The organism is Gemmatimonadota bacterium, from assembly GCA_016719105.1.
Classification (GTDB): domain Bacteria; phylum Gemmatimonadota; class Gemmatimonadetes; order Gemmatimonadales; family Gemmatimonadaceae; genus SCN-70-22.
Genome location: JADKAQ010000049.1, coordinates 1 through 13,468, shown reverse-complemented (window position 1 = coordinate 13,468; position 13,468 = coordinate 1). Strand labels below are relative to the sequence as shown.

Here is a 13,468-nt window from a genome sequence, read left to right as displayed (position 1 = left end):
GACTATAGCCAAGCATCTTCCGCCTCTTACCCGGAGTTCTCATGCGCCTGTCTTGATCCTCTCGTCGTCGGCCTCGGGCCCCTTGCCAGCGATCGTCGCGCGCAGGCACAGCCAACAGCCCCGGTTGTGGCCGTACAGGCTCCGGTCACGATGGAGTATTACTACCGGATCAAGTGGGGGGCCGGGGAGGAGTTCAAACGACTCTACGCCAAGAACCACGCGCCGTTACTTCGGGAGATGCAGTCGCTGGGTTTCATTCGGAGTATCCGCGTTGACGAACCATTCACCCATCTCGCGGGTGCACCGCGATGGGACCTTCGAGTGACAATTGTGTTTCGCGACGCGAGCGCCGCGATCGCCGATCCGGAATGGGATCGCTTGTGGGCCGTGGCACGGGAGCGCCTCTATCGCGACAAGGCGCTCTTCGACTCGGAGGAGGCCGCCAGGTTTGGTCTGCTTGAGGAGCACTGGGATGTAGTTGTCAACGAGGTCAAGCCGAGCTGAGGTAACCGCAGAGGCCCATGACCGTCCGCGTGCCGCCTAACACGCGCTTGGACCTTCCGAGGCCGCTCCGCCAGTTGCGCCTAGGGCAACCGGCCGTCGACCAGGCGTTTCGCCGGATGGTCTTCAACCTGGCGGCGCGCAACCAGGACGATTGCGTTACAGCAGAATCCGCCTTTCGCCGTGCGGCCCGACGGGGTGTGGGCGTTGGCGCCGGCGTACGATGTGATCGGCGGTGGGGGACAGTGGGCATCGTTCTCGCACCAGATGACGGAGCGCGGCAAGGACGACGGCCTCCACGCGTTACTACCTGTCGGCGGTGGGGGGCCCGTGTGGGGAGCGGCGGGGGCGCGCAGATCCCGGAAGACGTCGAGGCGGCGATGACGACCTGGCCCGACGAGGCCGCGCGGGCCGGTATCGCGCCGACGCTGTTGGCTTGAGATGCAGGATGCGTTTCGTCGCCTGCGCGCCCGAGCGCCTCCCCCTCCCGCCTTGATCGCCACCACCGGATCGATCCGCCCCGCCCGTCGCGCCGGGAGAGATAGGCGGCAATGCCCGCCACCACGATGAGCACCAGCGGGACGGACGCGAGGGCGATCGGATCGAGCGCGTTGGTGTCGTACAGCAACCCTCGACTCGTCCGCCCGAACAACACGCCGAGTGCAACACCGCAGGCCGCCCCAATAATCACCGGAGCCGCACGCCGTCCCAGGAGAGCAACCGCACGACGCCGCCGGCGGTGGCGCTGAGGGAGAGGCGGATGCCGACCTCGCGCGAGCGCTGGGCGACGGAATAGGAGACGGTGCCGTCCAGTACCAATGCTGGGCATGAGAGGGCGACGACGGCGGCGACTGAGAGCGCGTTGGCGCCCAACGCCAGCGGAGCGACATGATGTCGATGTGGCGGCCATAGCGCGCGCCTCGATGACCATGGCATCGGGATTTTCGACGGGTCGCGCAGGACGCCCGTGGCGCGTGACGTCGGTGCATCGGCGTCGGGCGCAGTCGGCGGATGATCATCCACACCTCGGAGTTCTCCGCAGCGGCAGGGGTAGACGGTGGGGCGGTCCGGCCGTGGTGCGGATGTGGGCGGTGTTGACCACCCCGACGACTTCCGTCTCGAGGTCATCGCGTCCGCGGAAAGCGGCGGTCGACGGCGTCCGGTGCCGGGCCAGAACTTCCGACAAAGGCCTCGTTCACGATCGCGACTTCCGGCGCGAGGTATCGGCGTCGGCGGCGGTGAAGCTGCGCCCGCTCGTCAGCTGCATACCCATGGCGGCGATGAAGCCGGTAAGTCGATGGCGGCCCGATCGATGGCGTGGGTCACCCCGCCCGGTGGTTGACGCCATCAACGTTGATGGCCGTGCTGCTGATGCTTAGCAGGTTGAGGTGTATGCTGTTGAGTGTGTCCCCATACGTACGCCCGGAACGGCACGGCGTGTGGCGAGGAGGTCCATGCGATTCTGCCCGGCGGGGCTTTGGCTGGAGGGGCTGAGCCAGAGCAGGGCGCGGGCACGACCGCCCGGGTCGACGTTGCGCACGGCGCGCACGCCGCGCACGAAGAGCCCGGCCCGCTGTGAGTAGGACGACCGGAGACCGCCAACTGCCCGATGACGAGGGCGCGGCGCACCGGCTTCGAGTGCCTCGCCGCTTGTCCCTTCTCGCGAATGACCGATGCCAGAGCCCGAGGCCGGCAGTGGTTTGCAGCGCGGGCAGAGTCCCAGCCAGCGATGCCGGCCAGGAGCGAGACGGCCAGCAGGAAGGCGTAGAGGACGCGGACGTCGAGAGTGTAGGTCGATGCCTTCCGGAGCGGGAGGGGGAGATCGGCGGCCAGCACGCTTCTTAGGATGGCGCTGCCGAGCACGAGACCGGCAACGCCTCCCATCATCGCCAGCAGTGGCGTTTCGATGAGGAGCTGGAAGACAGGCGTTGTTGACTGGCGCCGATGGCGAGCCGGATGGCCACCTCCTTGCGGCGATCGACGGCCCGGGCGAGGAGGAGGCCAGGCCGTTGGCGCAGGCGATCAGGAGGACCATCCCCACCACGCCCATCGTGACGACGGCGACCGGGCGCAGAAGGCGGTCGATGGGGAAAGAGGATCACGTCGCGCGGGGAGGACGGAAAGCTCATGACGCCCTCCCATCCGGTCACCCGCTGCTCGCAGCCGAGTGCTGAACGCCCGAGTGACGCGCGCACCGCCGGCAGGGTGACGCCGCTGGCGAGACGGGCCCGCACGAAGGTGGCTGATCGCCCCGCGACCGAGCGTATTCTCAGTAATTGGCCATGAGCTGGGCGACCATCGTGACCGGGACGAAGATCTCGATGCCGATGGAAGGAAGCCGTTTGAAGTCGGGGCGGGTGACGCCGATGATGGTGTACTCGCCGTCGCCTTCGCCGAACGGAGCGACCGACGACCGACGGGTCGCCACCATAGGCACGGCGCCCGTAGCGGTCGGAGAGCGCACGGCCACGGGGTTGCGCCCGGCGGCGTCGCCGTCGTTAGCTCGATGAGGCGTCCCCGGGCCGGCCGTAGTCCCAGCACCTGAAAGTAGTTGCCCGACACGAGCTGCACGGCTGTGCGCTCGGTGCGGTCTCCTCTCGCTTCGCACCGCGTAGCCCATCCGAGTGGCCGCGACCCCGGAGAAGAGCGCCTGGTCATCCGCGCCGTCCCGATACTCGGGGTACGCGAGCGGGTTGAAGGCGGCGTCGGGGTTGGTTTTCAGATGTCGACCCGTTCCTCCGGATGCTCGAGCGGCGGGCGGCGGAGAATGACCTCGCTGACCGTGCAGGTGAAGATGGCAGCGTTGGCGCCGATGCCGATGGCCAGCGAGATGACCGCGATGGCGGTGAAGGCGGGCAAGGGGGGCAAACGCCGGGCAGCATACCGCACATCGCGGAGCGTCATGCGCAGCACGCCATCACCGCCGCCGCTCCCACCGATCGACTCCGGCGTCACCACGCGCTTCGGCGCGGATGAGGGTCGCTGCATGGCGTCCGTCGCCGAATGACTGGCTCAGATCTTTCCGGCGAGCGGCCGGGCCGCCCGTCCAACCTCGAAGTGGCTGACCATCTCGCGAAAGACCTCGGCGCGGCGCTCGGCGCCGAGATGGTTACCGTCGACACATCGGCCACGCGCTCGGCCAGCAGGTCTGGGAGCCTGCGCGCGCGCTGCCTCGGCAATACGAGTTCGCGCCGCTCGAGACGGCGCGGCAGGGCATCATCCGGTCGCGTCATAAATCAGGACCCGCGGCAATGGGTGACACCAGCCCGAGTCCGATCATTGCCTCGGAAGAGCTCCTGCCAGCGTGCGCGATGTTCCTTGAGCTGGCGCAGCGCCGGCCGGCGTCAGGCGATAGTAGCGACGCTTGCGTCCGATCTCTGTGCTCTCGAGCCAGCGACTCTCGACGAGTTCCTGGCTTCGAGATTGTAGAGCAGGGGATAGAGCGTGGATCGCCCCATGGCCGACGCCGTCGGAACGTGCGCCGAGCGCTTCGGCGTGAGTTCGTAACCATACATCTCGCGTCGTTTGAGGAGGCTGCAGCACGGTTAAGCCGGCGCCGCGCATGAGTTCGCGCTTCAGATCCATGGTCGCAATCCCGGGTGGATACCTCGTCCAGAATAGTAGGGTGAGGGAGGCGTCGGGCAAGGAGGGGTGGGCGGGAGAGGACGATTGGAGCGGGATGTCCAACGAGGAGCAGCGGTAGGCTTTCGCTGCGGACGAGGCGCTAGCAGCCTGCGGCGCGGAGCGATCGAGATACGGCAGCGTTGGGATGCGGGAGTGGAGCTTCAAGAAGTGGGACGGGCATCCGTGACGCGGCGCGGGGCGGCAGCGGTGTTGTCCCGTCCAACATGACCGGGCGGCATTCCCTGGGGTGCCGTGGAAGGCAACGTGAGGCCACGGCGGTGCTACCCCTGCGCCCGCAGTAAAGCTGGCGAACACAGAGCTCACGCGCCACCTGTGGGCACTGGTACGAGGGTGCGGCGCCGCCACAGCAGGGGCGCGCGGGTGCTGCATGTGGTGCCGGCAGGGGCTAGCGCTGGAGCTGTTCAGGACGCGGGGCTCGCTGTCAGTTGGCAGCAATCATCGGCACCGAGGACTCGCGGCGTGCGCTGCGTCGGGCTACGAGGTGCTTCGACATTGATCAGTCGTAGCTCGACTTTGCCGACAGCAGCTTCTATTCCTCGCCGGAGAGGGATTACACCGGAGTCGGTGGACTATCGGTCGAGCATACGGCGCGATCGCCGACCTCGCGAGCGCCGCGTGACGGGCGGTGCCGTGCTCGAGAACCCCGCACGCCAGGAACTTGTCGGCCACCTGCCCAACGATGGGGCGCCACTGAACCGTACTCGCGGGCGAAGCGCTCGTCGTAGACCGTCTGCAGGCAATGGAGATGGTCCGACACCAACCGAAATAGCGGTGACGCCCGGCGTCGCGGTTTGTGGGAACGCCATGCGCCGATGCCGCGTCGGGCATGCGCGCGCCTGGGACCGAGAGCGCCGAGCAAGACATCACCGGACCGCACTCGCCTGTCACCGTTCTGGCGCGGTGGGGCCGTTTGACGCAACGTCCGCGATGCGTTGGCCTAACGTTGCTTGTTGCAGACTGTGCGATAAGCGGAAGCGCGCTGGGCGCGCATTGTGTTGGAGCGCCCGCTGAAGAAGCCGGCGCTGGGCCGCAGCCGGACGGTGGAGCCACCGGTAGTCACGCTTGCCGTGATCACGCGCGGCGTTACTATTCGGCATGATCGTGTCGTTCCGTTAAGTTGAGTCCTCAATGTCCGCGCGCAAGCCCGTCACCCCCGGAGCTCCTGCTGGAAGAGTTCCTCGTCCCGATGGGCTCTCCAGTACCGCCTCGCCAAGGAGATCGGCGTGCCCGCCCAGCGCATCGGGAGATCATCGCCGGCCGCCGCGCCATCACCGCCGACACCGACCTCCGCCTGTGCCGCCGGTTCGCCTTTGAACGAAGGCCGGCCCTGCGCGCAGGCCGCGCACGACACTGAGGTGGCGGCGAAGGCGCTTCGCGCCCGCGCTGCGGCGCATCAGCCGTGGGCCGGAGTCGCATAGATCGCGCACGCCCACCCAACGGAGCGTTAGGCGGCAGCTTACACGACACCAGCCATCGGAGATTGTTGTGCAGACAGTTCAACGCGTCGATGGCATCGCTCATCGCTGCGCCAGCATTGGGCGGCCGCTACCGCGGATGCCAGCCCGTCGTGCGCGCTCAAACGACCGCGCTTATCGGCACCGGCGCCTGCTGAGTTTTAAACGTGAAACGCCATCGAGCCCGTTGGTGTCGGTATAGGACAGAAACCGACGGGCTACCACGTACGATCCGACGGGACACGTGTCGATTCAGATTCTGGCGCGGCCCGAGCACCTTCCGCGTGGATAGTGCCCGAGGCGAGCAGTGGTTCGAGACGGCGTCGCCTGAAGAACTCCGGCGCGCCACCGAGGACTACCGGGCGTATTTTGGCACGTATGTCGTCGATGTGGCGCAGAGCGCTGTCGTGCATAAGGTGGAGGAGACTCCCGCGGCCTGTATAATGCCGGCACGGACCAGCGACGACAGTATCGGGGTGATCCCGCCGATCCGACCATCCTGCAGTTCGCGGGACGCTATCTCGACAACTGCCGCGCCGTGTATCCGAGCGGGTCATACGTCGCTCGCGTGGTCTTCAACATTCGCACTCAAGCCGTGCCCGCGGCCCTGAACGACGAGACCTGGGCCCGCTTCGAACTCGGAACCGAGTATGGGGTCAAGGACCCCACCACGCAGCAACCCGCGACGCGCAATCCGTTCTGGCACCGAGCACCGAGTCCCGTCCCGGATTACGTGATGCCGACGCTGAAGGACTTCTTCGACGGCGGTGGGTTCGGTCTCGTCTGCGACTTCGCGCTTGGACACTTGGCGCGCCGTCTGGCCACCAAGCGTGGCACGGACGCCTCGGCGGTACACGCCGCCCTGCGGGCTGGGTTCGTGCCGCACGCCTATGCCGTGCCCTCCGGCATGTTTGGACTGGCCCGGGCACAGAACGCGGGATGCGCCTACATGCGGTTCTAGGTGCACCCGCGGGAAGGCCGGCTTGGCCGCGTGCGCCATGGGCGGCATGTTGCGGCCGTTGCCGCGTTGGGCCGGCGGCGTGGGCCGGCGCCACTCATTGTGCGGGCAGGGCATGGCGCCGGCCCACCTCGCTTTGGTTGGATGCAGCGCAGCGGAACGCGGACGTTAGGCCGACGACAACGGCTAGTTCATGAATGCGTGTCAATGAGGGCTGTCCTTCTTACCGCTGTGCCCTATGCCGACGACGCGCTTGCGCTCCCTGTCGCCGATGTCGCCGCAGCGATTCCATACTATGAGCAGGCCTTCGGGTTTCGCGTAGCGGCGCGGCGCGAGACGCCACATCCCGCTGCTGTACTTACACGCGACGGTATCGCAATCGGGCTCGCTCAGAATGGCGGCGATCCGACGCAGGAGGGGTGCTTCTTCGAAGTCGACGACCTCGACGCCGCATTCGCCGAACTGATGGCGAACGGAGCAAAGCCCGGAATTGTCGACGAGCAGGAGATCAACGGTCAACCCTATCGCGCGTTCTTCGTCGTCGCGCCGGACGGGCTGTGCTTCATGATCGCTCAAGCGCGCAAGTGCGCGGGCTCAGGAATCGATGCGCACGCGGCATCACGCCGTTTCGTTCGCGAATCCACCGCAGCATTCTGGTCCGCATGGCAGACACGTCCGACTACACAGCCGCACGCGGGTTCGAGCGAACTGCCCTGCTCGCGCTCTTGCTACTCACCATGGGCGCGACGGCGCTCGCGGCTCGCGAGTGGTTCCAGACGCCCCCACCCCGCGGCGTCTCGGGCGCGTTTCTCGTGCTTTTGTGTGGCCTGCTTCTCCAGGCCGTCGCGCCCTTTCTGACAAGTCGGCGATGGCGACTCGTGGCCGCCTTCGGCTCGGTCGCAGCGCTAATCAGCTTCTTTCTCGCTCGCTGACGGAGAATCTTGCGGCTTCCGAACACACGTGATGAGGGGGTTATGATGGCGAGGACCGCCGCCGTGGCCCAGTTCGTCAGCGACCCAACTGGCATCTGCGACTCCGAGACTTCCTGAGACCTCGTGCCCATCGCTCCCTTGCTCGACGCTCACCTACGCGCTTGGCTATCGGCGTAGCGATCAATCTGCTTGTCGCCGCTTTCCACTTGATCGACCTGCGCGCACTTCTTGACCCGGAGTTGCGGCCGCTGGTCAGCAGCTACTTCTCAGACCTCACGCTGCCGTTCGCGTTCTACTACCTGTTGTGCTTCATCGACGACCGAGTGGCCGCCCTGCGGCCGGCAGCCTCGAAGGCGATCGTGGTCCTCCTGGCATCATCCGGTGCCGAACTCCTGCAGGGCGCCGGCATTGCGGCGCTCGGACACACTTTCGACCCATGGGACTTCGCTATGTATGCCGCTGGCGTAGGGCTCGCCGCCGCGCTCGATGTTCTGGTGCTATCCCGTCTGGTGCGTGCTCCGGGCCGCTTCAGCCCTCGAGCCCGTCCGGCCGGCCACCGGTGCGGGCGCTCTGGCGAGGCTTACTGCTGACGGCTGCGCTAAGCATACGGCGCGGACTGCGCCCACAAATACTCTTCGAGTGTCCGCAGCAGGCACACGCGTTAGGCTGCGCAACGTCCGTGTGTATGTCCTTCACAGGAGGTAGCGATGCGCTGGCCCGGGCGACTACTCCCGTTCGCAGCGGTGGCAACACTGGCGACGGCGGCCATTCCGCCACCTCGGTCATTCTGTTCGTCCGCGCCGACACGTTTCCGGGCGCGTGCCGGAACGGCGGTTCCTGCCTTCTGGGTGAACGTCATCCTGGACCTGTTGGTGGCGGCACAGGCGTTCGGGATCGTCTCGCCGTCGTGCCGGTGGCCCCACTCGACGACGCGGCTGAACAGCTGCCGCCGGCGTGGTGGCTGCGTTGCTTGGATTGGTGCTGATCGATGCGGCGATCGCATTCGCAGAACACGGCCCCACAATGCAGGGAGTGATCGTGGCGCTTTGGGTCTCTGTCTGCCTCGACCTCGCTGCCGGGGTGGCGATGATCGTGTCTGCGTTCGTAGCGGCGGACGACTTCACTCGGGCAGGGACCAGGTGCCGGCGCCGCCTGACCTTCGCTGGTGCGGGCAGCCGATCTAGGTCTGCGGCAGTACGCTGTTCTACGAGAGTGCCGGCACCGGGAGCCCGGTAATCCTCCTGCATGGCGGCAATCTCGACCGTCGCATGTGGGACGCGGAGTTTGGCGCACTTCAGCGCACACATCGCGTCATCCGGTATGACGCGCGAGGCTACGGTCGCTCAGGCGCTGCGGACACCGCATTCTCCGCGCATCACGACCCTGCGCGCCCTGATGGACGCGCTGCAGTTGCCACGAGGCGTCGCTCGTCGGCCTCTCCCTCGGGGCGTATCGCGATGGACTTCGCACTCGCGCATCCCGAGCGAGTGGATCGCCTCGTGCTGGTCGCCGGGCATCATCGGCGGGACGTGGGCCGAGGACGCCGATACCCGCGTGGCTCGCGGTCGCACGCGAGGCAGCGAAGCGAGCAAGACTCGGTCGCGGGTGGCGCGGGCGTGGCTCGGCAGCGCCTAGATTCTCGCACCGCGCTGCGCGATCCACACCACCGCGCAGCGCGTGCGTCTGTGGGTCGAGGATCAGTCCCCGTTCTGGGCCGGCGTGGTTCGCCATCCTGACCTCGAGGTGGAAGCCGCGCCCCTGCGTCCGGTCGTCCCCGCCGAGCTCACCGCCCCCATCCTGCGGTGGTGGGTACGGCCGACACCCGTTCATTCTCGACGTCGCGCGGGCCATCCAAGCGCAAGCGGCCCGCGTGCAGCGTGTCGACATCCCTGGAGTCGGGCACATGGTGAACCTCGAGGCACCCGGGCCGTTCCGCGAAGCGCTTCTCGCGTTTCTCGCCCGCTGAGGTTTCGCCTAACGCACAGGCCTTTCGCTTCTACGAGCAGCAGCTAGGCGGCAAGATCACCATGATGATGACGTACAGCCCAGGGCCGAATGCCGCCAGTCTTCCTGCCGAGCGCCTCTATGCGGTCCTCTCGGACGGCGGGCAGGTACTCATGAAGATGGAGAAGACCTTCTTCGCGCATCGGTTTGCCATGCTACGCGACAGGTTCGGCACCTCCTGGATGCTGCCGCATGAGGTACCGAGCGCGGCTCGCGCGCCGGTGTAGGAGTCGCCTGGAGCGCCAGCTGACGAGGCTTGGCGAATCGAACCGACACCCGCCGAGTAAGACGCGCGATGGCCAATCCCGCGTTGGGCGGCGGAAGCCGACAGTCGCTCCGCCGTCCAACACGGGTTGCAGCAGACAGCTGAGTCAGTGTATGCTCGCTCCGCTCGCTCTTTTCGGTTCGGCTTCTGCCGAGCGTGAACGTTAGTCCGACGACGCAACCAGCCGGTCCGCGTGGATCACCTTTTTCGACTTTCGCGCTGGCCGCGATGACTTCGGAAGCCTCTCCTCCGCTTCGCGCTCGCCAGCATCGTCGTGAGTCATGTAACGGCCCCAGCCTGCATCCTCCCGGGCAGAGCAGGCGCCCCTCGATCTGGACGCGACGCGTCAGATTTCATCGCAAGCAGAACGTTGATTCACCCGCAAGGCGCATCTCGCCGGGGACGTCGCCGTGATCGACTCGATGTTCGCCCCCGACGCCAAGTCCTTCCCGCCCGGCGCAGACGCGGTCACCGGCCTCCAGGCGATACACGACTTCACCGTCGAGTACATCAAGGCCGGCCTCACGGAGTTCGCGAGGAAGTCCACCGACTTCTACGGAGACAACGATCTCGTGGTCGATGCCGGGATCTACGGTGGTGACCTACGGCCGAACACGTACCGATGCGGCAGCTGAACGTGTGGCGCAGTTAGCGGGACCCGGAGATCCAGTCGAACATCTGGAACAGTGACGCGCCGCTGCCGACGCCGCCGCGCTATTGGTCTGCTCCTGGTTCGTGGGTCTCGGCTCACCCCCCCAAAAAGTCATCGCCTGTGAGGGTCTGACATGCGCCGCGGCAGCCGGCGCCTCTTGCTTGCGTGCGGCCTGCGGCCGCAATGCTCTGTCTGCCGCTGCGGCTGATGCTCAGCGTTAGGCCTTTCGCGCATCGCAGGCGCCTCACCATCATACGCATGACACATAGCCGACCACTTCGATTCGTGTCGGCGTTACGGTGTCCTCGTCGCGGTCACGACGCTCAGCCTGTACTACCTCTACCGCGCGGTCCACTACCGCTTGTGCCGTGCATGATCAGCCTCGGCCCCTCCTTGTTCAACAAGCAGGTGTGGTACGTCGCATCTGCTTTGGCCAGCTGCCCGTCGTTTCTCGGCGCGCCATTGCAAAGTTCGTCGCGCCCCTGCGCCAACGCGCGCTACAGTGGCATCGGGCGATCGGCGGGGGCTACGTCATTGGGGCGTCCGGCGCCGCGGTACTGGCGATCTACCCCGGGGCGATTGTCGGCGAGTACGAGGCTCGCGACTGTCCATTTTCCGCGCTCACCGACCGTCGGCTTATTTTCACGCTTCGCCGCGGCGCCAGTCGTCGCGGAAGAACTTCGCCGCTCATCGCGCCTTCATGATTCGCAGCGTGATGGCGTCAAATGCGTGGTTGCGGGCTGATGTACGACTGGCAAGACGCTCCCAGCCTCTACGATCCCGACCGCGCACGCCACGCGCGACCGGGCTCGTGGGTTGTGCCGTTCTCGTCGTCGAGATGTTGCTGGCGTGGTTCCCGGCCATCCGGCAGCGGCGATCGGCCAGTCCCAGCCTGGGCCCGCGAGGCCCAACCTCACGTTGCGGCCCGCGGCTCGCGGCCGCATTCTTTGGCTGCCTTGGTTGTTGATCCTGAACGTCGCGCTCCACTCATCATACTTGCTCGAACGAAAGGAATGCACCCGTTACGGTTGAACACGCACGTTCCTGCGCTTGGCGCGGTGATCGTCGGCGTCACCGCGTGGCCGGTTCGTCTCGAAGGGTAAGGTGCCCAACCTTCCGCCGTCGCGTCGACGAGTGACGCGCGCGGCGATTCGGCGGCAGTGGCTCAGGCGATTCGCGTGTTCCCTGACGGCGTTCGAACATCTCGATTGGCAGCCGTTTCGGGCCGCGTTCTCTGATTCTGGCAACGATCTTTCAACCCGCCGCCCAGATGGCCGAACGGGTTAGCGGACCGCGCGGGATCGATCTGACCTTTCGAGCGGTGTTCGCCGACATTCGGTCGCACGCGACCGGCGGACCGCCTTTCCATCGACTCAATCCAACCGACCTTACGCATTCAGCCGCTGAGCCTGGGCTGGTGCTGGTCACGTTTTACCTCCGCAACGCCGAGCGCCTCGCCCGCTGGACCGTGATCTTTCGCCAAGAGGGCGCCAACTGGCGTATTTCTGCACCTGCACGCGTCGAACGTCGCGGTGAAGCCATGATGCCGCGTGACAACAGCGCGTTGGCCACGTGGTTCAGCTCCTCCTGTGGATGCCTTAACCACAACTCGCGTTGGACAAGCGAGTTCGAGAGTCTGCTCCGCTCGCATTGCTGGACCTTCTTGCAACCGAACGCTGGGCGTTCGCCCGAACATTACCACGCCATGTCCTCATCCTTCCGCCGCCCACAAGTCAGCGTGCTTGGGTCCTCCGAGCCGTTCAGATGCCTACGCCCGCGCAGGTAGCGACGGCGCACCTTTTGGCGCGCTTTGGGCATCGGTAGTCGGCGGATGCGGTAGCTCAGCGACCAGAGTCGCGGCCGAGCTTGAGCGATCGCGGCGGGTGGATTGTTTACAACGTTCTGCCGGACCCGATGCCACCGGCCGACTCCGACCGCAAACCGTCGGTGTTGCAAAGTGGATGGGAGACGCCAGAAAACCTACTATGGCTTTGTCGGGGGACGCCCAGGCATTGTCATTGGTGGCAGAGCAGGAACGATCTCAGAAGTCTGCCCGCGTGGCTGGTAATAAGCGTCCTGCTGTTTCCGCTTGCTGGTTGCGGTGGGTGGTCAGATGGCTTGTTTTCCAATCCGCCAGACGAACGGAAGAACTCTCCAATACTTCCCGGCCAACGCCGTGGAACTGGCGCAGCTGCGAGCTCTGCTGGTCACACACGTTGCCGCGGCGGGTGCGGGCCTAATCCACGCGGTGAATCGGACCCGATACGGCAGGCGGCGGTAGCGGGACGATCGACTTCCTGTCACTCGATGCCCGGACGCCTCCTGACAAGCGACGTACAATCAACACCTACAGGACGAGGGTGGTTCGAACCATGAAGCGTTAATCACCTGCCAAAACACCGACTTCTTGGTGGCGCGAAGCATTCTCGCTCTCCTTGCGGGTCGTCTGAACGGTGGCAGGATCAAGCGAGTGCCCCTGCGCCAGCGACCTGTCGGGGATCATCGTTCCGCTAAGCTGCAGAAGGGCCGACTCCCGGCCCTCGGCGCCGCCATCGTGACCGCCGACGGCCTTGGAGGCGGTCGGCGCAGTAGGCGTCCGCTCGTGGACGGCAACCGGAGAAGGTGACGACCGCACTTGACCAGCGTAACATAGGGTCGTGCACCGCGCAATGACCGCGACGCCGGTCGCGCGCTTGGTCGACCGCAAGTTCTCAGCTGGGACGACGACGATCGGCGCTGTCATCGGGCCGGCAATCTACCCGGCTTGGTCAGCATGTGCCGATCCCGTCAGTGCTGACCTATCGTTCCGGTGCGCCACTCAACTTCAGCGAGGACCTGTGGGCAGCAGATGGTCGCCTGGGTGGCTCACCGCGCGAGCAGCGTCGTTGGTTCGTGGAACAGGGACTCTGCAGTTACGCCGGCGACGACACCGAATACCGAGAGCGTCTATTCGAACCGGGCTTCCTTGTAGGCCGGAGTCATGATCGAGGCGTTTGACCGATTCTCCCCGGAGGACCTGATGCGGCACGAAGTCTTCGAGCCGCCTCCACACGACAC

At 66.1% G+C, this 13,468-nt stretch carries 8 protein-coding genes and 1 pseudogene; 5 read left to right on the top strand and 4 right to left on the bottom strand.

Features of this window, described 5'->3' with window-relative positions; all coding sequences use genetic code 11:
- Nucleotides 1-150 precede the first annotated feature (150 nt).
- Complete coding sequence (locus IPN47_27915) at nt 151-504, top strand: hypothetical protein (GenBank protein ID MBK9411806.1); 354 nt, start codon at nt 151-153, stop codon at nt 502-504.
- 2,266 nt (nt 505-2,770) lie between these two features.
- Here the strand turns inward: IPN47_27915 and IPN47_27910 are convergent.
- The 3 genes from IPN47_27910 to IPN47_27900 all read right to left on the bottom strand — a co-directional run bounded on the left by IPN47_27910 (nt 2,771) and on the right by IPN47_27900 (nt 4,016).
- The gene (locus IPN47_27910) at nt 2,771-2,932 is read right to left on the bottom strand and encodes a hypothetical protein (GenBank protein MBK9411805.1); all 162 of its coding nucleotides are present in this window, start codon (nt 2,930-2,932) and stop codon (nt 2,771-2,773) included.
- A gap of 287 nt (nt 2,933-3,219) precedes the next feature.
- Nucleotides 3,220-3,489, bottom strand: coding sequence for a hypothetical protein (locus IPN47_27905; GenBank protein MBK9411804.1), 270 nt, complete (start codon nt 3,487-3,489; stop codon nt 3,220-3,222).
- Between the two features lie 356 nt (nt 3,490-3,845).
- On the bottom strand, nt 3,846-4,016 hold the full coding sequence (locus IPN47_27900) for a hypothetical protein (GenBank protein MBK9411803.1): 171 nt from the start codon (nt 4,014-4,016) through the stop codon (nt 3,846-3,848).
- A 2,152-nt stretch (nt 4,017-6,168) separates the two neighbouring features.
- Here IPN47_27900 and IPN47_27895 point away from each other — a divergent pair.
- Nucleotides 6,169-6,561, top strand: a complete 393-nt coding sequence (locus IPN47_27895) for a hypothetical protein (GenBank protein MBK9411802.1) — start codon at nt 6,169-6,171, stop codon at nt 6,559-6,561.
- 201 nt (nt 6,562-6,762) lie between these two features.
- Here IPN47_27895 and IPN47_27890 read toward each other — a convergent pair whose 3' ends face one another.
- Entirely contained in the window at nt 6,763-7,134 is a 372-nt protein-coding gene (locus IPN47_27890; GenBank protein ID MBK9411801.1) for a hypothetical protein, read from the bottom strand.
- 517 nt (nt 7,135-7,651) lie between these two features.
- Here IPN47_27890 and IPN47_27885 point away from each other — a divergent pair.
- The 3 genes and pseudogenes from IPN47_27885 (at nt 7,652) to IPN47_27875 (ending at nt 10,394) form a co-directional block, all read left to right on the top strand.
- The gene (locus IPN47_27885; protein ID MBK9411800.1) at nt 7,652-8,080 is read left to right on the top strand and encodes a hypothetical protein; all 429 of its coding nucleotides are present in this window, start codon (nt 7,652-7,654) and stop codon (nt 8,078-8,080) included.
- 1,392 nt (nt 8,081-9,472) lie between these two features.
- Nucleotides 9,473-9,721: pseudogene (locus IPN47_27880) on the top strand (hypothetical protein).
- A gap of 448 nt (nt 9,722-10,169) precedes the next feature.
- Nucleotides 10,170-10,394: a hypothetical protein gene (locus IPN47_27875; protein ID MBK9411799.1), complete on the top strand. Its 225-nt coding sequence runs from the start codon at nt 10,170-10,172 to the stop codon at nt 10,392-10,394.
- The last annotated feature ends 3,074 nt before the right edge of the window (nt 10,395-13,468 follow it).

Excerpts from the sequence above, each read along its gene's own strand:
- IPN47_27915 (MBK9411806.1), top strand. The coding sequence starts at position 151 with ATGGAGTATTACTACCGGATCAAGTGGGGGGCCGGGGAGGAGTTCAAA.
- IPN47_27910 (MBK9411805.1), bottom strand. The coding sequence starts at position 2,932 with ATGGTGGCGACCCGTCGGTCGTCGGTCGCTCCGTTCGGCGAAGGCGAC.
- IPN47_27905 (MBK9411804.1), bottom strand. The coding sequence starts at position 3,489 with ATGCAGCGACCCTCATCCGCGCCGAAGCGCGTGGTGACGCCGGAGTCG.
- IPN47_27900 (MBK9411803.1), bottom strand. The coding sequence starts at position 4,016 with ATGTATGGTTACGAACTCACGCCGAAGCGCTCGGCGCACGTTCCGACG.